The 26,754-nt window shown below is 68.0% G+C and carries 26 protein-coding genes and 1 other RNA gene; 11 read left to right on the forward strand and 16 right to left on the reverse strand.

All coding sequences use genetic code 11. The features are described 5' to 3' along the window. The 16 genes from EVS83_RS13445 to EVS83_RS13520 form a co-directional block, all read right to left on the reverse strand. The coding region (locus tag EVS83_RS13445) for a CHASE domain-containing protein (protein ID WP_133501544.1) at positions 1-1,978 on the reverse strand (1,978 nt) is incomplete at its 3' end. 75 nt (positions 1,979-2,053) lie between these two features. Then, positions 2,054-2,407: a transfer-messenger RNA gene (ssrA, locus tag EVS83_RS13450) on the reverse strand. A 52-nt stretch (positions 2,408-2,459) separates the two neighbouring features. After that, positions 2,460-3,158, reverse strand: coding sequence for a ligase-associated DNA damage response endonuclease PdeM (pdeM, locus tag EVS83_RS13455; protein WP_425456110.1), 699 nt, complete (start codon positions 3,156-3,158; stop codon positions 2,460-2,462). Beyond that, positions 3,148-5,880, reverse strand: a complete 2,733-nt coding sequence (locus EVS83_RS13460) for a ligase-associated DNA damage response DEXH box helicase (RefSeq protein WP_133501545.1) — start codon at positions 5,878-5,880, stop codon at positions 3,148-3,150. Before EVS83_RS13460 ends, pdeM begins: the two co-directional genes overlap by 11 nt. Next, positions 5,877-7,469 (reverse strand): ATP-dependent DNA ligase, encoded by a 1,593-nt coding sequence (locus tag EVS83_RS13465; protein ID WP_133501546.1) that lies wholly within the window; start codon positions 7,467-7,469, stop codon positions 5,877-5,879. Before EVS83_RS13465 ends, EVS83_RS13460 begins: the two co-directional genes overlap by 4 nt. Beyond that, on the reverse strand, positions 7,466-8,461 hold the full coding sequence (locus EVS83_RS13470; protein ID WP_133501547.1) for a ligase-associated DNA damage response exonuclease: 996 nt from the start codon (positions 8,459-8,461) through the stop codon (positions 7,466-7,468). The genes EVS83_RS13465 and EVS83_RS13470 overlap by 4 nt, the downstream gene beginning before the upstream one ends. 188 nt (positions 8,462-8,649) lie before the next feature. Continuing rightward, complete coding sequence (locus EVS83_RS13475) at positions 8,650-9,327, reverse strand: YiaD family glycine zipper/OmpA-like lipoprotein (protein WP_133501548.1); 678 nt, start codon at positions 9,325-9,327, stop codon at positions 8,650-8,652. Positions 9,328-9,412: 85 nt separating this feature from the next. Then, positions 9,413-10,858, reverse strand: a complete 1,446-nt coding sequence (locus EVS83_RS13480) for a cryptochrome/photolyase family protein (protein WP_133501549.1) — start codon at positions 10,856-10,858, stop codon at positions 9,413-9,415. A gap of 4 nt (positions 10,859-10,862) precedes the next feature. Further along, complete coding sequence (gene alr / locus EVS83_RS13485; RefSeq protein ID WP_133501550.1) at positions 10,863-11,957, reverse strand: alanine racemase; 1,095 nt, start codon at positions 11,955-11,957, stop codon at positions 10,863-10,865. Between the two features lie 50 nt (positions 11,958-12,007). Continuing rightward, positions 12,008-12,220 carry a KTSC domain-containing protein gene (locus EVS83_RS13490; protein ID WP_133501551.1) on the reverse strand — a complete coding sequence of 71 codons (213 nt, stop codon included), beginning with the start codon at positions 12,218-12,220 and terminating at the stop codon, positions 12,008-12,010. A 59-nt stretch (positions 12,221-12,279) separates the two neighbouring features. Next, the gene (locus EVS83_RS13495) at positions 12,280-13,692 is read right to left on the reverse strand and encodes a replicative DNA helicase (protein ID WP_133501552.1); all 1,413 of its coding nucleotides are present in this window, start codon (positions 13,690-13,692) and stop codon (positions 12,280-12,282) included. Positions 13,693-14,000: 308 nt separating this feature from the next. Continuing rightward, the gene (rplI, locus tag EVS83_RS13500; protein WP_133501553.1) at positions 14,001-14,453 is read right to left on the reverse strand and encodes a 50S ribosomal protein L9; all 453 of its coding nucleotides are present in this window, start codon (positions 14,451-14,453) and stop codon (positions 14,001-14,003) included. A gap of 128 nt (positions 14,454-14,581) precedes the next feature. Beyond that, positions 14,582-14,812, reverse strand: a complete 231-nt coding sequence (gene rpsR, locus EVS83_RS13505; RefSeq protein WP_123769111.1) for a 30S ribosomal protein S18 — start codon at positions 14,810-14,812, stop codon at positions 14,582-14,584. 12 nt (positions 14,813-14,824) lie between these two features. Further along, positions 14,825-15,247 (reverse strand): 30S ribosomal protein S6, encoded by a 423-nt coding sequence (rpsF, locus tag EVS83_RS13510; protein ID WP_133501554.1) that lies wholly within the window; start codon positions 15,245-15,247, stop codon positions 14,825-14,827. 183 nt (positions 15,248-15,430) lie between these two features. Continuing rightward, complete coding sequence (locus EVS83_RS13515) at positions 15,431-17,233, reverse strand: DUF885 domain-containing protein (RefSeq protein ID WP_133501555.1); 1,803 nt, start codon at positions 17,231-17,233, stop codon at positions 15,431-15,433. Between the two features lie 73 nt (positions 17,234-17,306). After that, positions 17,307-17,642, reverse strand: coding sequence for a HesB/IscA family protein (locus tag EVS83_RS13520; RefSeq protein WP_133501556.1), 336 nt, complete (start codon positions 17,640-17,642; stop codon positions 17,307-17,309). 135 nt (positions 17,643-17,777) lie between these two features. Here EVS83_RS13520 and asnS point away from each other — a divergent pair, with 135 nt between their 5' ends. The 11 genes from asnS to kynU all read left to right on the forward strand — a co-directional run bounded on the left by asnS (position 17,778) and on the right by kynU (position 26,724). Continuing rightward, entirely contained in the window at positions 17,778-19,178 is a 1,401-nt protein-coding gene (gene asnS / locus EVS83_RS13525; protein ID WP_133501557.1) for an asparagine--tRNA ligase, read from the forward strand. Then, complete coding sequence (locus EVS83_RS13530) at positions 19,178-19,486, forward strand: hypothetical protein (RefSeq protein ID WP_133501558.1); 309 nt, start codon at positions 19,178-19,180, stop codon at positions 19,484-19,486. Before asnS ends, EVS83_RS13530 begins: the two co-directional genes overlap by 1 nt. A gap of 2 nt (positions 19,487-19,488) precedes the next feature. Continuing rightward, entirely contained in the window at positions 19,489-19,785 is a 297-nt protein-coding gene (locus EVS83_RS13535) for a hypothetical protein (protein ID WP_133501559.1), read from the forward strand. Further along, positions 19,782-20,423, forward strand: coding sequence for an FMN-binding negative transcriptional regulator (locus tag EVS83_RS13540; RefSeq protein ID WP_133501560.1), 642 nt, complete (start codon positions 19,782-19,784; stop codon positions 20,421-20,423). Before EVS83_RS13535 ends, EVS83_RS13540 begins: the two co-directional genes overlap by 4 nt. 3 nt (positions 20,424-20,426) lie before the next feature. Next, positions 20,427-21,212, forward strand: coding sequence for an SDR family oxidoreductase (locus EVS83_RS13545; protein WP_133501561.1), 786 nt, complete (start codon positions 20,427-20,429; stop codon positions 21,210-21,212). Positions 21,213-21,253: 41 nt separating this feature from the next. Further along, positions 21,254-22,687, forward strand: coding sequence for an aldehyde dehydrogenase (locus tag EVS83_RS15925; RefSeq protein ID WP_133501562.1), 1,434 nt, complete (start codon positions 21,254-21,256; stop codon positions 22,685-22,687). Continuing rightward, the gene (gene can / locus EVS83_RS13555) at positions 22,684-23,349 is read left to right on the forward strand and encodes a carbonate dehydratase (protein ID WP_133501563.1); all 666 of its coding nucleotides are present in this window, start codon (positions 22,684-22,686) and stop codon (positions 23,347-23,349) included. Before EVS83_RS15925 ends, can begins: the two co-directional genes overlap by 4 nt. Continuing rightward, positions 23,346-23,774, forward strand: coding sequence for a RidA family protein (locus EVS83_RS13560; RefSeq protein ID WP_133501564.1), 429 nt, complete (start codon positions 23,346-23,348; stop codon positions 23,772-23,774). Before can ends, EVS83_RS13560 begins: the two co-directional genes overlap by 4 nt. Continuing rightward, positions 23,771-24,322, forward strand: a complete 552-nt coding sequence (locus EVS83_RS13565; protein WP_133501565.1) for a 3-hydroxyanthranilate 3,4-dioxygenase — start codon at positions 23,771-23,773, stop codon at positions 24,320-24,322. The genes EVS83_RS13560 and EVS83_RS13565 overlap by 4 nt, the downstream gene beginning before the upstream one ends. A gap of 106 nt (positions 24,323-24,428) precedes the next feature. Next, positions 24,429-25,439, forward strand: coding sequence for an amidohydrolase family protein (locus tag EVS83_RS13570; protein WP_133501566.1), 1,011 nt, complete (start codon positions 24,429-24,431; stop codon positions 25,437-25,439). A gap of 10 nt (positions 25,440-25,449) precedes the next feature. Further along, complete coding sequence (gene kynU, locus EVS83_RS13575) at positions 25,450-26,724, forward strand: kynureninase (protein WP_133501567.1); 1,275 nt, start codon at positions 25,450-25,452, stop codon at positions 26,722-26,724. Positions 26,725-26,754 lie beyond the last annotated feature (30 nt).

Raw genomic sequence — 26,754 nt, forward strand, 5'->3', positions numbered from 1 at the left:
AGTCCTGCGCGAATCCCGCGCCGTTGTCGCGCACGAAGTATTCGCCGCCGGACGTCAGGCCGAATTCGATGACGGCGGGATCGCGATCGCGCGTGAACTTCCAGGCATTGCCGATGAGGTTCTGCAGGAGGTTGCGCAGTAGCGTGGCGTCGCCTTCGACATCGAGACCGGGCTGCACGCGTACGTCGAGATTGCGCGTCGGCTCGGATACGGTGAGCTCCTCGATCACTTCGCTGGCCACGCGACTCAGGTTGACGGTCTCGACCTTCAGGGCGCTGCGCGACAGACGCGCGAGCTGCAGCATGGAGTCGATGAGCTCGCCCATGCGCGTCGCCGCGCGGCGCACGCGCGAGAGGTAATCGCGCCCCGGATCGTCGAGCCGTTCGGCATAGCGCTCGGCGAGGATGCGGCTGAAACCGTCGATCGCGCGCAGCGGCGCGCGCAGGTCGTGCGACACGCTGTAGGCGAACGACTCGAGCTCCTGGTTCGCGCGCATCAATTCGCGCGTGCGCAACGCGACGCGCGCTTCCAGCGTGCGGTTCAGCGCGTGGACACGCGCCTCGGCGAGCAGGCGCTCGGTGACGTCTTCCATCTGCAGCAGGCCGGCGACGTCCTGCCCGATGTTGCCCGGGATCGGCGAATAGGTCAGGTGCACGTGGCGGGTCGTGCCGTCGGGGCGGTGGAAGCGGCGCATCGCGCGCCAAACGCCATCGCCGTCGTTGCGCGCGAGCGACTCGCCTTCGCGCAGGTCGAACAACGATTCGAATGGCAGCCCGACGATCGCGTCCGGTCGACGCCCGAACATCGCCGCGAACGCCGGATTGACGTCGACGATGCAGTCGCGGCTGTCGACCAGCGCCTTGCCGATCGCGGAGTACTGCATCGCCGCACGGAAGCGGACCTCGCTGCGACGGAATTCTTCGGTCAGGCGGCCGGCGATCTCACGCGCTCGCGTGCCGGTGCGCGCGAGCGTGAAGGCGACGCCGTACAGCAGCAGTGCGGCGATCAGGCCGAGCGCGAGCGTGCCCTGCAGTGTGCGCAGGCCGGGGACTTCGTCGGTGAGGGGCGGCGACGCAAAGTCGAAACGCCATTTGCGTCCGTAGACGTCGACGGTGCTGCTGCGGGTGAACGCCGGATGCGGCACGCGTCGCCCGCCGTCGTAAAGCAGATGCGGCGTTGCGTCGGTGACATCCACGATGCGCACGTGCATGTCCTGCAGGTGGCTGCCGAGCGCAGCGTCGACCATGTCCTGCACATGGAACGGCACGTAGATCCAACCCTGCATCGCGTCGCGACGCGTCGATGCGGTGACGGGCATGTCCGCCAATCGGAAGATCGGCAGGTAGATCTGCACGCTGACGCGGTGCGTGCCGCCGTCCTGCACCAGTTGCACGGGTCCGCTGAGCCGCGGCGCCCCGCTGTCGAGCGCAGCCTCCATGGCGGCGTGACGCACCGGTTCGCTGTACATGTCGTAGCCGATCGCCGCGACGTTCTCGGGGCGGCGCGGTTCGAGATAGAGGATCGGCCCGTAGATCGCGCGAACCCCGCGCGGCCGGATGTTGAGCAGGCCATAGCCGGTTTCCCGCCAGCCGAGCTGCACATCGGGAAGACGCGAGCTGGGCACGTAACCGGCGAAACCGAGGCCGAGGATCGCCGGATAGCGCTCGGCAATGCCCATGCCTTCGACGTAGGACTGCCACTGACGTGGTGTCGGACGTGCGACGGACGCGAACAGCGACACGCCACCGCGCGTGATCAGTTCGTACTGCGCGAGCCGGCCTTGGACGATGCCCGCGATCTCGTCGCTGTCGGCTTCGAATTGCGCACGCGCGGCGCGGATCTCGCGCGTGCGTGCGTTCGTCCATGTCCACGACACGAGCAGGAGCGAGGCGATGAGGACGCCGAACGCGAGCAGGTGGCTGCCCCGGGGCACCACACGCGACCACAGCGATTCCTTCGTCAGGCCGTCACGCTCCATCGGCACAGCATACCGTCGCCGTCCGTCCCGTCATCACGCGAAAAAAAAGCCCAGCCTTGCGGCTGGGCCTCGTGTTGGTGGAGGTGGGCGGAGTCGAACCGCCGTCCGAAGGCACTCCATCCCCGGCACTACATGCTTAGCTCGCCGTTAGATCTCGTCCCGCGACAGCACGGCGTGCAAAGCGCGTCGCGGAACCAGCCTGCAAACTCTTAGCTGGCGACGGGCAGGCGGCCCTCTCCAGCGATTCCGTGATAATGACCCTACGCTGCGAACACGGACACAAGCAGTTTCGGGGCTTACGCCTTAAGCGGCGAGAGCGTAGTTGTCGTCGTTGGCAACTAAAGTTTTGCGGCTGGATTTACGAGGAAAGCTGCCCCCTCGGCATGCGCCAGGCGATTTCGCGACCCCCGTCGAAGCCAGTGCACCCCCGGGGACAGCAATGTTCGCTGACGGACCCAGTATAGGGCCGGTCGCGCCCCGCTCAACCCTTGGAGCGACGGCGGCTCGCCGCGGGTTCATCCGCCGGTCGCCGGATCCAGGCGGCCGTTCCGGCGGCGCACACCACCAGCCCGTCCGCGCGCGATGCGTCGACGTGGCAGCCGCCGGTGAATTCCGAGAACGCGGGCAGCACGGTCATCCGCGGTTGCAGCCAGAACACGGGCCACCGCCGCGGTCCCAGCTCGGCGATCCCGACGCACGGGTGCAGATGCCCGCTCAGGACGTGATGACCATCGACCTCGACCGGCTCGTGCCTCAGTGCGAAGGGCCCCACGTCGCGGGCCTCGCCGAGCAGCTCGACATCGAGGCCCGCGTCGGCGAGCGCGCGGTCGTGGTTGCCCGTCAACGCCGCCACCTGCACGTTCGGGTGCGCGTCCTGCCACGTCGCCCAGTCGCGCAACCACGCGCTGTCGTGTACGGCGCCGTGCAGGACGTCGCCCAGAATCCAGACCGAGGTCGCGCCGGTCAGCGCGACCGCGTCGGCGAGCCGGCCGAGGTCGCCCATCGTGCCGCCGCGCGGCAGGCCGATGCCCGCACGACGGAAGACGTCGGCCTTACCGAGGTGCAGATCGGACAGGAACAGCCGGCGCTCGCGCACCCAGTACAGCGCGCGCGCGGCGAGCAGTTGCATCGCCTCGCCGGCGATGTCCGCATCGGCCCACAGGCCGTGGTCAGCGGCCATGACGTTTCTCCAGACGCGCTGCAGCACGCTGCACGCGCGTCTTCCAGTCTTCGGTACTGAGCTGGCCGCGCATGCCTTCGGCCCACAGCGGGAACGACAGTGGGGTCAGCCCGCGCGGACGCAGCAGCATGACGTCGCGCGATGCGCAGTCGTCCAGCACACGCTGCAGGCGCTGCACTTCGAGCTGGCCCGCGAACACTTCGCGTTCGGCAAGTTCCAGCAGCATGTGGTGCGGGTCGTAGCGTTGGAGCACGTCGTACAACAGCCCGCTCGATGCCTGCAGCTGGCGCATGCTCTTCTGCGGCCGACCCGGCACCGTCGGCGGGAGCAGGCCCGCGATACGCGCGATTTCGCGGAACTGGCGGCGCGCGAGCTCGCCGAGATTGAGGCTTTCGCGCAGGTCCTCGTACAACCGCTCCGGCGACATCAGGTCGTGCAGCAACGCCTCGTCGATCTGCGGCTCCCGCGCCGGCTTGAGCACGAAGCCGTAGTCGTTCGCCGCGTAGCCGAACGTATTGGGCTCCAGTCGGCCCCAGCGTAGTGAGACGAGCGCGGCGAGGCCTTCGTTCGCGAGCCGCCCCGCAAACGGAAACACGAACAGCTGCGGCCCTTCGCGCGTCTTCGTCCACTCCACGAGCAGTTGCCCGGCGCGCGGCAGCGACGAAATACGCGACTGCAGTTCGAGCAGGCCTGCGACTGCGCGCATCTCTGGGACGTCGACCGGTCGCGCCAGCAGGCGCTCGACACGCGCCGCCAGCTCCATCGACAGCGGCTGCTTGATGCCCGTCCACTGCGGCACCTGCCCTTCGCCCGGCGGTGCGCGTTTCACGACGGCCGTCATCGCTTCCATGCGCACGAGTTGCAACATCCGGCCCGAGAACAGGAAGCGATCGCCGGGCTTGAGGCGCGCGACGAAACCCTCCTCCACTGCCCCCAGCGTGCCGCCGCGCATGAGCTTCACCGCGACGCTGCCTTCGCTGGTGATGGTGCCGATCGACAGGCGGTGACGCAGCGCAACGCGACGATCGTGCACGACGTAACGGCCATCGTCGTCGCGCGCCACGCGCTGAAAATCCGGGTAATGCTCGAGCGCGCGACCGCCCTGCACGATGAAGTCGAGCACCGACTGCCAGGCTTCGTCGGCGAGGTTGGCGAACGCGTGCGTGCCGCGCACTTCCTGCAGCAATTTGTCGGCGTCGAAGCCGCCGCCGAGCGCGAGTGTCACGCAGTGCTGCGCGAGTACGTCGAGACTCAGACGCGGCGGACGCCGCGCTTCGACCTCGCCCGCCGAAACGGCTTCACGCACCGCGGCGAACTCCACGAGCTCCAGCATGTGCGTCGGAACGCAGACGACATGGCCTGACTCGCCGGGTCGATGTTTCGCGCGGCCCGCGCGCTGCAGCAGGCGCGCGGTGCCCTTGGGGCTGCCGAGCTGGAACACCTGGTCGACGGCAGGAAAGTCGACGCCGAGATCGAGGCTCGATGTCGCCACTACGCATCGCACACTGCCGTCGCGCAGGCCCGCTTCGACCTCGGCGCGAATCGATGGATCGAGCGACCCGTGGTGCAGCGCAAGCGTCGACGGATCCTCCGGCCACACCGCCTGCAACGCCTGATGCCACAGCTCCGCAAACGCGCGTGTATTGGTGAACAGCAGGCTGGTGCGCGCCTGGAAGATGCGATCGGCGACACGCGACAGCTGCGCGAGTCCGAGGTGACCCGCCCACGGAAAACGCTCGCCCGCGTCCGGCAGCAGCGTTTCGAGGGTGACCGCGCGTGGCGTCGCGCCGGATACGACGACCGACTGCGGCGCATGCGGCAGCAACACCTCGCGTGCTTCGTCGAGATTGCCGAGCGTCGCGGAAAGACCCCAGATGCGCAGGTCGGGCGACAACGCACGCAACCGCGCAAGGCAGAGCTGCAACAGCACGCCGCGCTTGGTGCCGAGCAGTTCGTGCCACTCGTCGACGACGACGCAACGCAGCGACGCGAGGCGCGCACCCGTCTCCGGATACGACAGCAGAAGCGCGAGCGACTCGGGCGTGGTGACGAGCGCATCGAGCCGACCATCGCGTGCGAGCTTCTTTTCGCGCGCGCTCGCATCACCCGTTCGCAGGCCGATCGCCCAGTCGAGACCCAGTGCGTCGGCGGGCTCGCGCAGCGCGCGCAGCGTGTCGGTGGCGAGCGCGCGAAGCGGCGTCACCCACAGGACCTGCAGGTCGCGTTCGGCGGACGGCTTCGCACTGCGCTCGTGCGCGCCCGCCACGGCTTCGATCAACGGGCCGCCGAACGCCGCCAACGTCTTGCCGCTGCCCGTTGGCGTATGAAGCAGGCCGCTCTCGCCGCGCAGATAGCGCGCCCAGACGTCGCGCTGGAACGGCGCGGGCGACCAGCCGCGGCTGGCGAACCAGTCCGCGAGCACCTGTTGCGGATCGTCGCTCGCGTCGTGTTTGCGGACGCGCGGACGAACCTCCGTGTCGACCACACCTTCAAGCGCGCAGATCGGGTCGACGGCTCCGGTGCGCTCCGCAAGCTCACGCGTACGTTCCGCCCTCGCCTTCGCTTCCGCGCGTCGACGCTCGGCCGCTGCACGTCGCGTCTGCTCGCGACGGATCGAGTCCACGGTCTGGCGCGGCGCATTCGGATCCGGTCGCTCGGGATACTCGGCGTACGGATCGTCGCCGTCTGGAGGCGTCAGGCCCTTCAACAACCAGCCGCTCATCGCGCGAGCGCTCGCAGCGTGTCGAGCTTGTCGGCGTCGCGTGGCGTCTTGTCGTGGCGCCAGCGCAGGATGCGTGGGAACCGCACGGCGATGCCCGACTTGTGCCGGCTCGACTTGTTCACGGCTTCGAAGCCGAGTTCGAACACGTGCATCGCTTCGACCGAACGGACCGGTCCGAATCGCTCCACGGTATGCGCGCGGATCCAGCGATCGAGCGCGAGGATTTCCTTGTCGTCGAGACCCGAATACGCCTTCGCGACCGGCACCAGCAGCTCGCCGTCCCACAGGCCGAACGTGTAGTCGGTGAACAGCGTGCTGCGACGACCGTGGCCGGACTGCGCGTAGATCAGCACCGCGTCGATGTTCAGCGGGTCGATCTTCCACTTCCACCAGTCGCCGCGACGCCGTCCGACCTGATACGTCGACGATCGACGCTTGAGCATCAGCCCTTCGACGCCGCGTTCGCGCGCCGCTTCGCGCAGCGTTCGGGCCTCGGCCCAGTCACCCGCATCGACGACCGGCGACGGCACGATGCGCGGGTCGTTCGTCGACGACAGCAGGTCTTCAAGCATCAGGCGTCGTTCGCCGAGCGGCAGCTCGCGCAGGTCGCGGCCGTCGAGTTCGAGCAGGTCGTACGCGAGCACGCAGACGGGCGTGTCGGCGAGCGTCTTCGGGCCGGGCTTGCGACGTTGGATGCGCGTCTGCAGTGCCGTGAACGGCATCGGCTGCTCGTCGCCGGGCTTCCACGCCATCAGTTCGCCGTCGATCACGCAGTCGCGCGGCAGCAGCGTGGCCGCGTCTTCGATCTCCGGGAAACGACCGTCGAGCCGTTCCTCGCCGCGCGACCACAGCGCGATCTCCGGCCCGCGACGGATCAACTGCAGACGGATGCCGTCCCATTTCCATTCGAGCAGCCAGTCCTCGATGGCGCCAAGCGTGTCGGCTTCGGCTTCGAGCGGCGACGCGAGGAAGAACGGATACGGTTGTTCTCGATCGCCCGGCAGTTCGTCGGGATTGAGGAGGTCGCGCAGGAACTGCGGCGTCGGCGCCCAGCTGCCGAGCATGCGCTGTGCGATGCGCGCGATGTCGATGCCCGACATGTCGGCCAGCGCCTGCTGCACGAGCCGTTGCGACACGCCGACGCGCAGCGCGCCCGTCAGCATCTTGTTGAACGCGAGGCGCTCGTCGGCGCACAGCGACTTCCAGCCTTCGACGACCGCGACGCGTCGACGCTCGGGATCGCGCCCGGCCACCGGCAGCAGGCGTTTCTCGATCCACGTATGCAACGGCACGTCGACCGTGCCCTTCGGCGGGTCGTCGTAAAGCAGCGTCAGCGTCTCGGCGAGGTCGCCGACATGCGCGTGCGAGTCCTCGAACAGCCATTCCGGCATGCCTGTTTCCTGCGACAGCCATTCACGGAGTTCGCGCGTGTTCGCGATCTTCGCGAGCTTGCCGCCCGACAGCAGCCACAGCGCCCATACCGCGTCCTCGGGCGGGGCGTCGCGGAAGTACGCGATGAGCGCGGCGCGCTTGTCGAGCGTCGCGGTGCTGCGATCGAGTTCGGTGTAGAGCGCGGCGAAGCGTTTCACTCCGCCTCCTCGCCGTAATCCGTAGCGAAGGCTTCGGCGTCGATGCCCTCTTCGATTAGTGCGCGGATGATCGCGTCGGTATTGCCGTGCGTCGCGATCACCCGCTTCGCGCCGGTCTCGCGGATCGTGCGCATGAGGTCCGGCCAGTCGGCGTGGTCGGAGATGACGAAGCCGCGGTCGTAGTTGCGACGACGACGATTGCCGCGCACGCGCATCCAGCCCGAGGCGAAGCCCGTCTGCGCGCGACGGAAACGCCGCATCCACGGACTGCCGGCCGCGGACGGCGGCGCGAGGATCAATTCACCCGCGAATTCGGCGCCTTTGGCGGTGTCGGCGACGGGCAAGGTTTCGACCATGCGGATGCCGGCATCGCGATAGACCTGCACGCCGGCCGCTACCGCACCGTGCAGATAGACGGGGCGATCGGTCCACATCGCGAGCTCCGCGAGCACGCGTTGCGCCTTGCCGAGCGCGTAGCAGAGCAGCACCGCCGCCTCGCCACGCGTCGCGCAGTGATCGCGCCATTCGACGATCTCGCGCGCGACGTCACTGGTGTCGGGCCATCGGTAGATCGGCAGGCCGAAGGTCGCCTCCGTGATGAAGGTGTCGCAGTCGACGACCTCGAACGGCGCACACGTCGGATCGTGCTGGCGCTTGTAGTCCCCGGACGCCACCCACACCTGCCCGTCGGCCTCGATCCGCACCTGGGCCGAGCCGAGCACATGGCCGGCCGAGTGGAACGAGACGCGCGCATTGCCGATCTCGAACGGCTCGCCATAGTCGAACGGCCGATACGCCTGCTCGCCGAGCCGCCAGCGCAGGATCGGCAGACCGTCGCGTGCGGCGAAATACTCCGCATTACCGGGACGCGCGTGGTCGCCGTGGCCATGCGTAATCACCGCACGTTCCACTGGTTTCCACGGATCGATGTAGAAGTCGCCCTGCGGGCAGTAGAGCCCTTCGCGGCGGAGGACGACGAGGTCGGAAGGCATGGAGCGACCGTAGGCAACGGCACGTCAGCGCGCCGACAAGGGCGCACGGCGACGGTACGGGCGGTGCGTCTCACCGGACGTGACGGACGACGACGAGGCGGCCGAAATCCGCCACGACCGTCCCGGTAAGGACAAAAAAAGACGGGGCGCCGAAGCGCCCCGCCCTGCCCTCGATCCCCCGATCGGGATCAGCCCTGCGTGAGCGGCACCAGCGTGATCTCGACGCGACGGTTACGCGACCAGCACGACTCGGTGTTCTCCGTGCACAGCAGCTGCGTTTCGCCACGGCCGACGACCACCATGCGGTTGCGCGTCACGCCCTTGGTGTTGAGGTAGCCCGCGACCGATTCGGCGCGCTGCTGCGACAGGTTGAGGTTGTAGTTCGCATCGCCGCGCTGGTCGGTATGACCGGCGACGTTGATGACGGTCTGGTTGTACTGCGTCAGCGTGCTGGCCAGGTTGTCGAGCACCGGGCGGAACTGCGGCTGCAGCGCCGAGCTGTTGGTGCTGAACGTGATCGCGTCCGGCATGGTCAGGACGATGTTGTCGCCCTGGCGCGTCACGCCGACGCCGGTGCCCTGCAGGCTGTCGCGCAGCGCACGTTCCTGGCGGTCCTGGTAGTTGCCGACGGCACCACCGGCCAGCGCGCCGACGCCCGCGCCGACGAGAGCGCGCTGGCGGCGTTCGACCGCATCGTCACCGCTCAGGACGCCGGCGACGGCGCCGACCGCGGCACCGATCAGCGCACCGTTGCGGGTGCGATCGTTGGTGTCGGGATTGGTGGTGTAGGAATTCGGATTGGTCGCGCAACCGGTGACGATGGCACCGATCAGCGCGGCAAGAACAAACGTCGACGTCTTCTTCATGGGGTGGCCCTCGCGGCTTTGGACGGCGCAACGCTAGGTGCGCCCTCGTCACCGACAGGTGAGGGATGAAACAGGCGTTCAGCGTCTATCGATGTTCGTCGTCGTCCCGTCGCGTATCGCGCAATTGGCGATAGGCCATCAACGCGGCATCGCGACCCTGGGCCAGGTCGACGAGCGGTGTCCTGGGATAGGAAGGCGCGACACGTGCGAGGAGCGCGGGATCGCGCCACGGCGCATGGCGCAACGGCACCGGGATCGACGCGAGTTCCGGCACCCACCGCGCGACGTAGTCACCGCGCGGGTCGAACTTCTCGGCCTGCGTCACGGGATTGAACACACGGAAATACGGCGCGGCGTCCGCGCCGGTGCCGGCGACCCACTGCCAACCCATCGTGTTGTTGGCGAGATCCGCGTCGACCAGCGTGTCCCAGAACCACTCGGCGCCCGTGCGCCAATGCACGCGCATGTGCTTGCACAGATAGCTCGCGACGATCATGCGCACGCGGTTGTGCATCCATCCGGTGTGCCACAGCTCGCGCAGGCCGGCGTCGACGATCGGTACGCCCGTGCGGCCGCGGCGCCACCGCTCGACGAGGTTTCGCGGCAGGCGGGCCCAGTCGAACGTGGCGAACCGTTCGTCGAGATTCTGCTCGGGCGTATGCGGGAAGTGATGCAGAAGGTGCGTCGCGAACTCGCGCCACACCAGCTGCCGCAGGAAGCCGTCGACCTGCGCGTCCGGCGCCTGCCCGCGCTGCGCCTCAATCGTGTGGACGACGCGCCACGGCGCGATCTCGCCGAAGTGCAGATGGGGCGACAGGCGCGACGTGCCCACGCGGTCCGGCCGGTCGCGCCCTTCCGTGTAGTCGCGCAGCGCGCCGTCGACGAACACCTCCCGCGCTTCACGCGCGCCGGCTTCGCCCGGCGTCCAGTGCGTCCAGAAGCCGTGGTCCCACCCGTTGTGCGGGGTCAGGCGCAAGTGATCGATCGGCACGCCTTCCGGGCCGTCGTCGCTGTGCGGGATTCGCTTGGGCGCATCCTGCGGGGCGGTGGGCGCCCAGTGCGCGAGCGCCGCACGATGGAAGGGCGTGAACACCTTGTACGGGCCGCCCTTGCCGGTCTTCAGCGTCCACGGTTCGAACAGCAGCGAGCCGTTGAAGCTTTCGACCTGCAGCCCCTGCTCGCGCAGCTCGCGCTTGATGCGCGCATCGCGTGCCTCGACTGCCGGCTCGTAACGGCGGTTCCAGAACACGGCTTCCGCGCCCGTTGCCGCGGCGACGCCCGCCAATGTCGGCCCCGAATGACCGAGGAAGAAGCGCAGCGCATTGCCGCGCGAACGAAGCGCGTCATCGAGGGCCTGAAGCGACCTCGCGCGCCACGCGTTCGACGCGGCGCCGGGCGCCCAGGCGCCCTCGCCGTCCGGATCGTGGATGTAGACCGGCACGACGTCGAAGCCGCCATCGACCGCGGCCTGCAGCGCAGGGTTGTCGTCGAGCCGCAGGTCGTTCCGGAACCATACGATCGCGACGGCCATGGCGTCAGCGCTCGCTGAACCGCACGCGACGCGTGATCGAACACGTCAGCTCGTAGCCGATCGTGCCGGCCGCCGACGCGATGGTTTCGACCGGCAGCTCCGCACCCCACAGGATCACCGGATCGCCGACGCGTGCATCCGGCACGCCGCGCAGATCGATCGTCATCAGATCCATGGAGATGCGGCCGATCACCTGCGTGCGATGGCCGCCGACGAGCACCGGCGTTCCGGCAGGCGCGGCGCGCGGGTAGCCGTCGCCGTAGCCGATCGCGGCGACGCCGATGTCCATGTCCTCCGGGCATTCCCACGTGCCCGCGTAGCCGATGCGGCCGCCCTTGCAGACGCGATTCACGGCGATGAGACGCGTCGACAGCGTCATCGCGGAACGCAGGCCGAAGTCGTCGCCGGTTTTCCCATCGACGACGGAGATACCGTAGAGCGCGCCGCCCGGGCGCACCCAGTCGTCGTGCGCTTCTGGCCAGCCGAGCACCGCGGCGGAATTGGCCAGCGAACGCGCGCCGTCGAGGCCCGCCGTCACCGCGCGGAACAGCTCTATCTGCTCGCGCGTCTGCGCGCCCTGCGAGGGGCTGTCGGCGAACTCGTCGGAGCTCGCGAAGTGGTTCATCAGCACGATGTTGCCGACCGCGGCGCCGCGCATCGCGGACAGCCGCCGATGCGCATCGTGGAACGCGTCCGGGCCGAAGCCGAGGCGATGCATGCCGCTGTCGAGCTTGAGCCAGCAATCGATCGGTTCGCCGGGCGCGGCCTGTTCGAGCATTTCGAGCTGCGAGACATGATGGACGGCGGTCCACACGCCGAGCGCGCGCAGGCGTTCGATGTCGGCGGGTTCGTCGAAGCCGGAGAGCAGCAGGATCGGCTGCGAGATGCCCGCAGCGCGCAGGCGCTCGGCGTCCGACAGCGCGGCGACGCCGAAAGCGTCCGCGCCCGCCAGCGCACGTGCGACGCGTTCGAGGCCGTGGCCGTAGCCGTCGGCCTTCACCACGGCCATCACCCGGCTGCGCGGCGCGCGGGCGCGCACCTGCCCGAGGTTGTGGCGAAGGGCGTCGACGTGGATGGTCGCGGAGGTCGGTCGTGCCATCGCGACAGTCTAGCGGCGACCGCCAGCGCCGGCATCCGCGCGGTCGCGACTCAGTGGATCAACTCGAACGGGTAGCGATCGCGCACGCGTTCGCTGAAATACGCACCCTGCGACTCGGCTTCGAGCAGCCGCTCGACTTCGATCTGAGGCACGCCGAAATACTGGTACACGCGGCCACTGGTGAACTCGACTTCGAGCACGCGTCGCGACGGGTCGTAGCCGACGCTGCTCAGTGCTTCCGAATCGAGTGAGATGCGATCCACGCGCGCACGCTAGTCACGCACGCGGGCACGTCACGTGAAGAAATGCGTGGCAGTGCGCGCTATTCGAACGAGCCGATCGAGTCGTGCGACAGGTTGTCGAAGCGGGTGTATTCGCCGAAGAACTTGAGCTTGAACGAGCCCGTCGGGCCGCTTCGCTGCTTGCCGATGATGACTTCCGCGAGGCCCTTGTCCGGCGAATTTTCCTTGTTGTAGTAGTCGTCACGGTAGATGAAGACGATCATGTCCGCGTCCTGCTCGATCGCGCCCGACTCGCGCAGGTCGGCCATCACCGGCCGCTTATCCGTACGCGTTTCCAGCGATCGATTGAGCTGCGACAGCGCGATCACCGGCACCGCCAGTTCCTTCGCCAGGCCCTTCAGCGAGCGCGAGATCTCCGAGATTTCCGTCGCGCGGTTCTCGTTGTTGCCCGGCACGCTCATCAGCTGCAGGTAGTCGATGACGATCAGGCCGATGCCGTGCTCGCGCTTCAGGCGGCGGCACTTCGACGCGAGCTTCGCGGGCGACATGCCGGGCTCGTCGTCGATGAAGATCTTGGCTTCGCGCAGCTGGCGGATGGCGCCGGTCACGCGGCTCCAGTCCTCGTCCTCGAGCTGGCCGGTGCGCAGGCGCTGCGCGTTGACGCGGCCGACCGACGAGATGAGGCGCATCGCCAGCTGCGAGGCCGACATTTCCATCGAGAACACGGCGACCGGCAGGCGGCTCTTGAACGCCGCGTACTCGGCCATGTTCAGCGCGAGCGTCGTCTTGCCCATCGCGGGGCGCGCCGCGAGGATGACGAGGTCGGTCTTCTGCAGGCCCGCCGTCATCTCGTCGAATTCGGTGTAGCCCGTCGGCAGGCCGGTGACGCCGCTGCCGTTCGCGTAGCGCGTCTGCAGTTCGTCGAACGCTTCCGACAGCGCCTTCGTCACCGGCGTGAAGTCGCTGCGACCGGTGCGGTTGGCCTGCGAGATCGCCAGCACTTCGCGCTCGGCTTCCTCGAGGATTTCGCCGGACTCGCGACCGTCAGGCTGGAACGCGTTGTTGACGACGTCGGTGCCGACTTCGATCAGCTGACGCAGGATCGCCTTGTCGCGCACGATCTCCGCATAAGCAGTGATGTTCGCCGCCGACGGCGTTGTGTTCGCGAGTTCGATCAGATACGCGCCGCCCGCGACGAGTTCCGACTGTCCCATCGACTCGAACCATTCGCCGAGCGTCACCGCATCGAAGGGACGATTCTTCTCCGCGAGTTCGCGGATCGCGCGAAAGATGAGCTGGTGGTCGCGACGATAGAAGTCGCTGTCGCTGAGCTGGTCGGCCACGCGGTCGTACGCGTCCGGCGCGAGCATCAGACCGCCGAGCACAGCCTGCTCGGCCTCGACGGACTGCGGCGGCACCCTCAACTGGTCGACGCGCTGTTCGGCGCGCGTCTCGAAGCGCTTTTCGTTGCGGAAGCCGGCGCGTGCACTCATCGTCGTTGCTGTTCTCTATGCCGCCATCGCGGTGCGATGTCCCCGCAGCATCCTAGCCAGCGTGAGCCCGCGTCCGTTGCAGATAAGTCTGTGGGTAAGTCGGGATAACTCGAATGGTTTATCGCGCGACGCCATCTCGTGGGCTGCGACTCGGTGCCGAGGCGAGCTGGCGCACATCGGCGGGCGGTCGACTGCCGCGGTTGTCTGCTTCAGCGGTGCCACGAAAGTAGACGCGCCGATCCCGATCGACGCCTCAAACGACAAAGGGCGCCCGAAGGCGCCCTCTGCGTGTCGCGATGAGGCGTGGATCAGGCGGCTTCGCCGACCACAACTACCTTGACCGGCTGCTCGACGTCGGCGTGCATGCGCACGACGACTTCGTACTCGCCGACGCGGCGGAACGGGCCTTCGCCCATCACGACTTCCGACTTGTCGACCTTGTGGCCGAGCTTGGTCAGCTGCTCGGCGATGTCACGCGGCGTGACCGAACCGAAGAGCTTGCCTTCGGCCGACGCGTTCGCGGTGATGGTCACCTCGACGCCCTCGAGCTCGGCGCTGCGCTTCTCGGCGCCTTCCAGCTGCGCCTTGGCCTTGGCTTCGAACTCGGCGCGGCGCGCTTCGAAGTCCGCCAGGTTCGACGCGGTGGCCGGCACGGCCTTGCCCTGGGGAACGAGGAAGTTACGACCGTAACCCGGCTTGACGTTGACCTTGTCGCCGAGCTTGCCGAGGTTGGTGACGTTCTGGAGAAGAATGAGCTGCATGGTGATGCTCCGTATTCGTTAGTGCCGTCCGGCAAGGGCCGGCGACACAGCGGATCGCTGTCCGAATGGATGACTCAGTGGGTCCCGACGGGAATCCGCATCAAGGCGGATTCCCTCGGAACGCGCACTCAGGCGTTGTGGTTGTCGGTGTACGGAATCAGCGCGAGGTAACGGGCGCGCTTGACGGCCGTGGCCAGCTGGCGCTGGTACTTCGACTTGGTGCCGGTGACGCGGCTCGGAACGATCTTGCCGGTCTCGGTGAGGTACTGGCGCAGGGTGTTGAGATCCTTGTAATCGATCTCCTTGACACCTTCGGCCGTGAACTTGCAGAACTTGCGGCGACGGAAGAACTTGGACATGGGTCGGATTCCTTAGGCGGCTTCGGCGTTGTCGGAGGCGTCGGCGGAGGCATCGCCCGCGCCATCGTCGTCACGGCGGCGGCGCTCGCCGCGCTCGCCCTTGTCGCCCTTCTCGTCCTTGAACTTCATGATCAGCGACTGCTCGGTGTCGGCCTCGTCGCGCTTGATGACGAGGTGGCGAAGCACGGCGTCGTTGAAACGGAAGCTGTCGACCAGCTCGTTCATCGCGGCCTGAGAGGCTTCGATGTTGAGCAGGACGTAATGGGCCTTCACCAGGTTCTGGATCGGGTACGCCAGCTGACGGCGGCCCCAGTCTTCCAGGCGGTGGACCTTGCCCTCGGCGCCTTCGATCAGCGACTTGTAGCGCTCGATCATCGCCGGGACCTGCTCGCTCTGGTCCGGATGGACCAGGAACACGACTTCGTAATGACGCATTTTCGTTTCCTTGTGGATGGCGGCGCGAACCGCGCCGTACAGCCCCCCGCGGTGAAGCGGCAGTGGGGCAAGGTCTCCGCGGCGGTCAGCCACGGAGCCGGAAATTATGGCAGCTCAATGGGTTACGTGCAATCCGCGTGAAACCGGGCGAGCGGCACCGCCGCCCTGCCCGGTCGACCGGGCTCAGCGCGCCTTGGCGGCGGCCGGCGCCTGCTTGCGGGCGACGATCCACTCGTCGATGTGCTTTTCCAGCACCGACAGCGGCACCGAACCGGTTTCGAGTACGGCGTCATCGTAGTCGCGGAGGTCGAAGCGGTCGCCGAGCTCGCGGGCGGCCTTCTCGCGCAGCTCCGAGATCTTCATCTGGCCGATCTTGTAGCCCAGCGCCTGGCCCGGCCAGCTGATGTAGCGGTCGATCTCGTTGACCACGTCCTGTCGGGTCTTCGGGGAGTTGTCCATGAAGTACTGGATGGCCCTGTCGCGCGACCAGCCCTTCGCGTGCATGCCCGTGTCGACCACCAGCCGCACCGCGCGCCACATGTCGTAGGCCAGCTGGCCCATGCGGTCGTACGGGTCGTCGTAGAGGCCCATGTCGTAGCCGAGGCGCTCGGCGTACAGCCCCCAGCCTTCGCCGTAGGCCACGAAGTACGCGGTGCGGCGGAACATCGGGGCTTCCTGCATCTCCAGTCCCCGTGCGAACTGGAAGTGGTGGCCCGGCACGGCCTCGTGCAGCGACAGCGGGACCATCTCCCACGTCGGGCGCGTCTCAGGCTTGTAGAGGTTGACGTAGTAGTACCCGGCACGGCTGCCGTCGCTGGCGCCGGGCTGGTAATAGGCCGTCGTGGTGTCGGGCGCAGACGCCGCCGGGATGGGACGCACGCCGTACGGCAGGCGCGGGATCGTGCGGAACACCTTCACGAGCTCGGGATCGATGCGCTTGGCGACGGCCTGGTACGCCTCGAACAGTTCGTCCGGGGTTTTCTTGAAGAACTTCGGGTCGGTGCGGAGGTACTCGAAGAACTCCTGCATCGTGCCCTTGAAGCCCACTTCGGCCTTGACCTTCTCCATCTCGCCGCGGATGCGCGCGACTTCCTTCAGGCCGATCGCGTGGATCTGGTCAGCGGTGAGATCCGTCGTGGTGAAGTAGCCGGCGAGGAAGTCGTAGTACGCCTTGCCGTCCGGCAGGTCGACCGCCGCGATCGACGTGCGCGTCTTCGGCAGGTACTCGGTGTCGAAGAACGTCGCGAACTCCCGGTAGGCGGGAATGACGCGCTGGCTGATCAGCTCGGACGCACGTGTCCGCAACCGCGCACGATCGGCTTCAGGAACGGCGTCGGGGAATTTCAGGAAGGGCTGGTAGAACCGGCTCTTGGTGACGTCGTCGACCAGCTGCGCGCGGATCTGCGCAGGCACGCGCTCCATCAGCACGTGCGACGGCGTATTCCCGGCCTTGACGCCTTCGCGCATCAGCGCTTCCGTCTGCGTGAGCACCGTCGGCAGCGCCTCGAGGCGCTTCAGCCAGTCCTCGTAATCCTTGACCGTGCGGAACTCCATCAGCTCGACGATCTCGTCGGCGGTCTGCACACCACCGCGTTGCGTGAGCGGACGCTGCCATTCGTTGAAGCGCTGGCGTTCGACCGTGCGCTGCAGGTCCCACAGGTAGACGTCGTAGTTGAGGCGGTCGGCCTCCGACAGCGCACTGCGATCAATCGCCTTCAGTCGCGCGAGCGCGTCGCGGTCTTCCGCCTCGCGCTTGTGGATGGCGTCGAGGCTCTGGTCGGTCCAGCGATCGTTGAAGCGCGTGTCGCCGTTGGCGGTCGCGTTCTCCGGGTACTCGCGCAGCCCGCGCTCCCATTCCTCGTCGAAGAACGTGTGCAGGGCAGTGGTCGCCGCGTTCGCGATCACGGGCGTCGGCGTCGACGCGGCGAACGAAACGGCGGGCAACAACGTCGACAGCGCGACGGCGAGCAGCAGCGGACGAAGCATCGGCGGACTCCGGACAGGACCGCCCGAGTCTAGCGCCGCTTCCCAGGACGTCGCCCGTGCCGGGCGTCGCGGATCAGTGCTCGTCGGAGGTGGTGAAGCTCTCGCCGCAACCGCACTCGCCGCGCACGTTCGGATTGCGGAACACGAACTGTTCGCCGAGCTTCTGGCGGATCAGGTCGATCTCGGTGCCGTCGACGATCGGCAGGCTCGCCTCGTCGACGTAGATGCGCACGTCGTCCTGCAGGAAGACGCGGTCGCCCTGCTCGGTCTGCTTGGCGAGATCGGCGATGTACTGCCAGCCCGAGCAGCCCGTCTTCTTGACCCCGAAACGCAGGCCCAGCGCGTCCGGCGTCTCGCTGAGGTAGCGACGGACGCGGTCGAGGGCGGCGGGGGCGAGCGAGACGGCCATGCGGACTCCGGTACGGCAAGGATGCGGGACGAGTATAGGCATCGGGGCCGCAACGCCCCTGCAACAGCACGTAAACTCTGCGTCCCACGTCGGGCCGAACGGCCCGGAAATCAAGATCAGGACGGACGGTCACGCATGACGATCATGAGCGTCGAGCAGGTGCTCGCGGGCAAGGTGCCGGCAGGCGGCGAAGTCACGGTGCGCGGCTGGGTCCGCACGCGCCGCGATTCGAAGGCGGGGCTGAGCTTCGTCAACGTCAGCGACGGCTCGTGCTTCGCACCGATCCAGGTGGTCGCGCCGGCCGATCTTCCGAACTACGAGTCGGAAGTGAAGCGGCTGACCGCCGGCTGCGCCGTTATCGCCACCGGCAAGGTCGTGCAGTCGCAGGGCCAGGGCCAGGCGTTCGAGATCCAGGCCGAAGCGATCGAGGTCGTCGGTTGGGTCGACGACCCGGAGCGCTACCCCATCCAGCCGAAGGCGCATTCGCTCGAGTTCCTGCGCGAAGTCGCGCACCTGCGCCCGCGCACCAACCTGTTCGGCGCGGTGACGCGCATCCGCAACACGCTCGCGCAGGCGGTGCACCGCTTCTTCCACGAGCGCGGCTTCTACTGGATCTCGACCCCGATCATCACGACGTCCGACGCCGAAGGCGCGGGCCAGATGTTCCGCGTGTCGACGCTCGACATGGCCAACCTGCCGCGCGACGCGAAGGGCGGCATCGACTTCAGCCGCGACTTCTTCGGCAAGGAGACGTTCCTGACGGTGTCGGGCCAGCTCAACGTCGAGGCGTACTGCCTGGCGCTGAGCAAGGTGTACACCTTCGGGCCGACCTTCCGCGCCGAGAACTCGCACACCACGCGCCACCTCGCCGAGTTCTGGATGATCGAGCCGGAGATCGCGTTCGCCGATCTCAACGACGACGCCGATCTCGCCGAAGACTTCCTCAAGTACCTGTTCCGCGCCGTGCTCGCGGAGCGCGCGGACGACATGGCCTTCATCGCCGAGCGCGTGCAGAGGGACGCAATCACGCGCCTCGAAGCATTCGTCAACGCGCCGTTCGAGCGCATCCACTATTCCGAAGCGATTTCGCTGCTGCAGAAGTCGAACGAGAAGTTCGAGTTTCCGGTCGAGTGGGGCCTGGACCTGCAGACCGAGCACGAGCGCTGGCTGACCGAGCAGCATGTCGGTCGCCCGGTCGTGGTCATGAACTATCCGGAGCACATCAAGGCGTTCTACATGCGCCTCAACGACGACGGAAAGACCGTCGCCGCGATGGACGTGCTCGCGCCGGGCATCGGCGAAATCATCGGCGGCAGCCAGCGCGAAGAGCGCCTCGACGTGCTCGACAAGCGCATGGCGCAGTTCGGGCTCGATGCCGAGCATTACAGCTGGTATCGCGACTTCCGCCGCTACGGCACGGTGCCGCACGCGGGCTTCGGCCTCGGCTTCGAGCGCCTCGTCGTGTACGTCTGCGGGCTGTCGAACATCCGTGATGCGCTGCCCTACCCGCGTGCGCCGGGCCAGGCGGAGTTCTGATGATCCTGTTCCTCGCCCTGTGCTTCGTAGCGCTGGCGATCGCCGGCGCCTCGGCACTGGTGATCTTCTGGCCGCTGGCGCTGGTGCACATGCGGGACCGCCATCCCGAGTTGTCCGCCGCGCTCGGGCCGAATGCGTTCTTCCAGCTGCGCGCGTGGAAGTGGTTGCTGCTCGCGCGCTATCGCGGCGTGCCGGATCGCAACCTGACCGGCCTCGCTGCGCCGGCGCGCGTGTCGCTGCTGACGATCATCGTCGGCCTCGTGCTGGCGTGGCTGCTGTGGCTGGTGTCGTACTGGATGGGAGCGTGACGATGCATGACGAATGGTGGCTTGCGACCGCGGGCGACACGCTGATCTGGGCGCGCCTCCGGGTGAAGGAAGCCGGCACCGCCGAAGTGCTCGACTGCGATGGCGCCACCCTGCCCTACGACAGCGAGGACAGCGCACGCGCCGCACTGATGGACGCCGAATTCGTCTCGCTCGAGGGCCTCGATGCCGACGACGCCTATGCACGCGGATTCGATCTCGACACGCTGTCGACGCCGCAGGGTGTGACCGACGACGCGCTGCGTCGCCAGATGATCGTCAAGCTGCCGCGACGCCAGTGACGCTTTACCTGCCGCGGGCGTTCGACGAGCGCGATCTCGCGCGGCTCGACGCACTCGCGGCATCGCACCCGTTCGCCACGCTCGTCACCGTCGACGACGGCGCGCCGTGCGTCTCGCACCTGCCGGTGCTGTACCGGCGCGACGGCGATTCCATCGAACTCCGCGGCCATCTCGCCCGGCCGAACCCGCAGTCGCGCCATCGGGGCCGCGCACTCGCGATCCTGCAAGGCCCGCACGCCTACGTGTCCCCCACCTGGTACACGGACAAGGCCGAGCAGGCGCGCGTGCCGACGTGGAATTACGTCGTCGCGCATCTGTCGGGCGAGCTGACGTGGTTCGATGACGACGCGTCGCTCGGCTGCCTGCTCACCGCGCTCGGCGACATCCACGAAGCACGAGCCGGCGGCGACTGGCGCTATGACGCGAGCAACGAAGCCGAGCGCGTGCAGCTGCGCGGCATCGTCGGGTTCCGGCTCGTCGTCGACCGCGTCGAGTTCAAAGCCAAGCTGAGCCAGAACCACCCGCTCGCGAACCGCCATGCCGTCATCGACCGCCTCGCGGCGTCGAGCGATGCCGGCGACCGTGACGTCGCCGGGTGGATGCGCGCGACCCTCGAACCGACTCACGAAGGAGGCTGATCCATGGACCTCGATCTCACCGGACGCCACGCGCTGGTCTGCGGCGCGTCGGAAGGCATCGGCCGCGCGACGGCGCACGAACTCGCGCTGCTGGGCGCCGACGTCACCCTGCTGGCGCGTCGCCCGCAGGTGCTCGAACAGGTCGCTGCCGAACTGCCCACGCGCGGCACGCAGGCGCATGGCTGGATCGCGGCGGACGTCAGCGATCTGGACGCGTTGCGCGCGAAGGTGGAAGGCGTCGTCAGCGGCAAGCCGGTGACCATCCTCATCGACAACACCGGCGGGCCGCCGGGCGGGCCAGCGCACACCGCCTCGCTCGATGCGTTCCGCGACGCCTTCACCCGCCACCTGCTCGCCAACCAGACGCTGGTGCAGGCGGTGCTGCCGGGCATGCGCGGCGCTGCGTGGGGGCGCGTGGTCAACATCATCTCGACGTCCGTGCGCGAGCCGATCCCGAACCTCGGCGTGTCGAACACCGTCCGCGGCGCGGTGGCGAGCTGGGCGAAGACGCTGTCGCGCGAACTCGCCGGGGACGGCATCACCGTCAACAACGTGCTACCGGGCTACACGAAGACGTCGCGGCTCGCGCAGATCCTCGCCGACCGTTCAAAGGCCACCGGCCAGAGCGAGGACGACGTCGCCGACGGCATGCGCCGCACCGTGCCCGCCGGTCGCTTCGCCGAGGCCAGCGAGGTCGCCTCGGTCATCGCGTTCCTGTGCTCGCCGGCCGCGGGTTACGTCAACGGCGTGAGCGTGGCGGTCGACGGCGGCCGCATGCAGTCGATCTGATCGCGACGGGCCGCTACACGCGGTCCGTTAAGCTTGTCGGCATGCGCCTCAATCACTGGATCGACGGGCAGTCCGTACCGTCACGAACGGATCGCTGGCTCGACGTGCATGAGCCGGCCACCGGTCGCGTGCTTGCGCAGGTCGCGGCGGGTGACGCCGCCGATGTCGACGCTGCGGTCGACGCCGCCAAGCGCGCGGCGCCGGCGTGGGCGGCCCTTCGCAACAGCGAACGGGCGATGTGGCTGGAGCGCCTCGCCGCGGGCATCGAAGCCAAGCTCGAAACGTTCGCGACCGCGGAATCGCGCGACGCCGGCAAGCCGCTCCGACTGACGCGAACCATCGAGATCCCGCGCGCGATCTCGAACTTCCGCTTCTTCGCACATGCGGCAACGCAGTTCGCGAGCGAGTCGCACCACGGCGAAGCCGGGCTCAACTACACGCTGCGCTCGCCGCTGGGCGTCGTCGCGGCGATCTCGCCCTGGAACCTGCCGCTCTACCTGCTGACGTGGAAGATCGCGCCGGCACTCGCGGCCGGCAACACGGTCATCGCCAAGCCATCGGAAATCACGCCGTGGACGGCGACGCTGCTGGGCGAACTCTGCGGCGAGATCGGTTTCCCGGCCGGTGTGCTCAACATCGTGCATGGGCTGGGCGCGGACGTCGGCGAGCCGCTGGTGTCGCATGACGACGTCAAGGCCGTCACGTTCACCGGCAGCACCGCTGTCGGCCGACGCATCGCGGGCATCGCGTCGCCTCTGCTGAAGAAGGTGTCGCTGGAACTCGGCGGCAAGAACGCAACGCTCGTATTCGCCGACAGCGCGTGGCGCGAGCACCTCGACACACTCGTGCGCTCGGCGTTCCAGAACACCGGGCAGATCTGCCTGTGCGGATCGCGCCTGCTGGTCGAACGGTCGATCCACGAAGAGTTCGTCGACGCCTTCGTCGAGCGCGTCACCGCGCTGCGCGTCGGCGACCCGATAGATACCGACACGGACATGGGTCCGCTGGTCTCGCAAGCCCACTTCGACAAGGTCACCGCCGCGATCGCGCGCGCGACCGACGAAGGCGGCCGGCTCGTCTGTGGCGGCCATCGCGTCGACCGTCCGGGCTGGTACCTCGAGCCGACCGTCATCGACGGACTCGGCCCGGATTGTGCGACCAATCGCGACGAGATCTTCGGCCCGGTCGTCACCGTGCAGGCGTTCGACGACGAAGCACAGGCGCTCGCGCTTGCGAATTGCGGCGACTACGGGCTGTCGGCGTCGGTATGGACGCACGATCTCGGCCGCGCGCATCGTCTCGCCGCCGCCCTGCGCGTCGGCATGGTCTGGATCAACACCTGGATGCAACGCGACCTGCGCACGCCGTTCGGCGGTGCCGGCGCGTCCGGGCTCGGCCGCGAAGGCGGCTGGGAAGCGATGCGCTTCTTCACCGAACCCAAGAATGTCGGAATCTGCCTGGAGAACTGCGAGTGACGGAAACCCTCGACGACCTTCTGCAACGCAACCGCGACTGGTCCGCGCGCATCGAGCGCGAGCACCCCGGTTTCTTCGCCAGCCTGTCGCAACAGCAGGCCCCGGAATACCTGTGGATCGGCTGCTCCGATTCGCGCGTGCCGGCGAACCAGATCATCGACATGGCGCCGGGCGAGGTGTTCGTCCACCGCAACATCGCGAATGTCGTGGTGCACACCGACCTGAACTGCCTGTCGGTGCTTCAGTTCTCGGTCGACGTGCTGAAGGTGCGGCACATCCTCGTCGTCGGCCACTATGGATGCGGCGGCGTGCATGCGGCACTGACGCATCGCCGACTCGGCCTCGCCGACAATTGGGTCCGCCACGTCGCCGACGTGGCCGAGAAACACCAGGCGATGCTGCAGCCGCTGGGGGACGAGCACGCGATGCACGACCGCCTGTGCGAGCTGAACGTGCTGGAGCAGGTCGTGAACGTCGCGCGCACATCGATCCTGCAGGATGCATGGGCGCGTGGGCAGCAGGTCACCGTGCACGCGTGGTGCTACCGGCTCGACGACGGCCTCGTGCGCGATCTCGGCCTGCACGTCGACGGCACCACGTCACTGGCCGACGCGTACGAGCGCGCCCTCACCCACCTCGAGTCATCGGAGCGAACCGCATGAGCGACAGCATCGTCTTGAAGGATCACGCACCGCGACCGGTCGGCATGTACCCGCACGCGCGGCGCGTCGGCAACCTGCTGCTGCTTTCGGGCATCGGCCCGCGCGATCCGGACACCAACCAGGTCAGCGGCGATGTCCGCGACCAGAACGGCAAGCTGATGAGCTACGACATCGAAGCGCAGTGCCGCGCGGTGTTCCGCAACGTGCGCGCGGTGCTGGAGTCGGCGGGCCTTGGCCTCGAGGATCTGGTCGATGTCACCGTCTACCTCACCGACCTGCCGCACGACTTCCGCGTGTTCAACGAGATCTGGGCGGAGTACTTCCCGTCGCCGGAGCGCGCGCCGTGCCGGACCACCGTGGGCGTGAGCTATCTGCCGACGCCGATCGCGGTCGAGATGAAGTGCGTGGCGGCGCTGCGGTCGTGAAACTCCCCGACGCCCTCAACCTGCAGAAGTGGGTCGACGAACACCGCGAGCTGCTGAAGCCGCCGGTGGGCAACAAGTGCATCGTCGACGGCGATTACATCGTCATGATCGTCGGCGGCCCGAACGCGCGCACCGACTACCACTTCGAGGAAGGGCCCGAATTCTTCTACCAGCTCGAAGGCGAGATGGTGCTGCGCATCCAGGAGGACGGCGCGGCGCGCGACATCCCGATCCGCGCAGGCGAGATGTTCTACCTGCCGCCGCGCGTGCCGCACAGCCCGCAGCGCGCGGCAGGTGGCGTCGGCCTCGTGATCGAGCGTAAGCGCCTGCCGCACGAGGACGATGCGCTGATGTGGTTCTGCGAGCGCTGCAACGCGAAGGTGTACGAGGAGTTCTTCCACCTCGTCGACATCGAGCAGGACTTCTTCCGCGTGTTCGAGCGGTTCTATCGCGACGACCACCTGCGCACCTGCAAGGCCTGCGGCCACCTGAATCCGCGTCCCAGCCGCTACGAGCTGCAGGCGACGACGGAGGCGGACGTCACCTGAGTCGATCTCGGATTCTCCGGGGACCTTGACCGCTCATGCGCGGTCGCCGCCGGGGCTGCGCCGGCCGTCGGTTATCTTTGCCGCTCCCGAGCGCGCCGTCGGCCCGATGCTGAAGATCGATACCCACGCCCATTACCTGCCGCGCGACTGGCCCGACCTCGCGCGCAAGTACGGCGATGCCCGTTTCCCGGTCATCCACCACACCGAAGACGGCCGCCACCGTATCTACAAGGACGGCAAGTTCTTCCGCGAGATCTGGTCCAAGACCTGGGACGCGCAGGAGCGCATCGACGACTACGCGCGCTTCGGGGTGCAGGTGCAGGTCATCAGCACCGTGCCCGTCATGTTCAGCTACTGGGCCAAGCCGCAGCACGCGCTGGAGCTGCACCAGGCGCTCAACGACCACATGGCGCAGACGGTCAACGACCATCCGCGCCACTACGCCGGCATCGGCACGGTGCCGCTGCAGTCGCCGCGCCTCGCCGTGCAGGAACTCGAGCGCTGCATGGACCAGCTCGGCCTGCAGGGCGTGCAGATCGGCAGCCACATCGGCGACTGGAACCTCGACGCGCCCGAACTGTTCGAATTCTTCGAAGCCGCCGCGGAACTGGGCGCGGCCATCCTCGTGCACCCGTGGGACATGATGGGCAGCGAGTCGATGCCGAAGTACTGGCTGCCGTGGCTCGTCGGCATGCCGGCCGAGCAGTCGCGCGCCGCGTGCTGCCTGATTTTCGGCGGCATTCTGGAACGACTGCCGAAGCTGAAGGTCTGCCTCGCGCACGGTGGTGGCTCGTTCCCGTACACGATCGGCCGCATCGAGCACGGCTTCAACATGCGCCCGGACCTCGTGGCGACGGACAACCCGCGAAATCCACGCGACTACCTGTCGCGTCTGTACTTCGATTCCTGGGTCGCCGATCCGCGCGCCCTGCAGTACCTGCTCGACACCTGCGGCGCCGACCGCGTAATGCTCGGCACGGACTACCCGTTCCCGCTCGGCGAGCAGGAACCGGGCGCCGGCATCGCCGCGCTGCATCTCGACGACGCCGCACAACAACGCCTCTACCACGGCACCGCGCTCGAATGGCTCGGCCTGCCGCTCTCCCGCTTCGCCTGATCTCCGACGAATGACCGATCTCTATACCGACGCGCACGCCGCCGCCCTCGACGCGGCCGACCCGCTGCGCGCCTTCCGCGACGAATTCCTGATCCCGCGCCATAACGGTGAGCCGATGGCGTACTTCGTCGGCAACTCGCTGGGCCTGCAGCCGCGCGGCGCGCGTGCGCACGTCGAAACGGTGCTGCAGAAGTGGGAACACGACGCGGTCGAAGGCCACTTCACCGGCGACGCGCAGTGGATGGGCTACCACGAGCTCGTGCGCGAGCCGCTGGCGCGACTGGTCGGCGCGAAGCCGTCCGAAGTCGTCGCGATGAACACGCTCACCGCGAACCTGCATTTCCTGATGGTGAGCTTCTACCGGCCGACGCGCGAAAGGCCGGCAATCCTGATCGAAGCGGGCGCGTTCCCGTCGGACCGCCATGCGACGGCGTCGCAGGTCGCGTTCCACGGGTTCGATCCGTCGAAGGATCTCATCGAGGTCGAGCCCGATTCGCCGAGCGGCACGATCTCGATGGCGGCGATCGAACGCGCGATCGACCAGAACCGCGACCGCCTCGCGCTCGTGCTGTGGCCCGGCGTGCAGTACCGCACCGGCCAGGCGTTCGACCTCAAGGCCATCGCGAAGCTCGCGCACGAAGCGGGCGCGAACGTCGGGTTCGATCTCGCGCACGCGGTCGGCAATCTCGACGTGCAGCTGCACGACAGCGACGCCGACTTCGCCGCCTGGTGCCACTACAAATACGTGAACTCGGGTCCCGGCGCAGTCGCGGGCGCGTTCGTGCACGAGCGCCACTCCCGCGAGGACGTGCCGCGCTTCGCCGGCTGGTGGGGCCACGACGCTTCCACGCGCTTCCGCATGGGTCCCGAGTTCGTCCCGGCGCCGGGCGCGGACGGCTGGCAGCTGAGCAACCCGCCAATCCTGTCGATGGCGCCACTGCGCGCATCGCTGGAATTGTTCGACCGCGCCGGCCTGCCGGCGCTGCGCGAGAAATCGCGGTCGCTGACGGGCTATCTCGAAGCGCTGATCGATGCGCGCCTGTCGAGCACGCTCGACATCCTGACGCCGCGCGATACCGCGCAACGCGGCTGCCAGCTCTCGCTGCGCGTCCACGGCGGCCGCGAGCGGGGCCGAGCGCTGTTCGAGCATCTGCAAGCCCACGGTGTGCACGGCGACTGGCGCGAGCCCGACGTGATCCGCATCTCCCCCGCCCCGCTCTACAACACGCACGACGACGTGCTGCGGTTCGTACGCGAGGTGGAGCGCTGGGCCGCGGACGCCTGACCGAAGGCCGCGGCGGCGTTCATCGCGCTG

This window comes from Cognatilysobacter terrigena (assembly GCF_004361065.1).
GTDB classification, from domain to species: Bacteria; Pseudomonadota; Gammaproteobacteria; order Xanthomonadales; family Xanthomonadaceae; genus Cognatilysobacter; species Cognatilysobacter terrigena.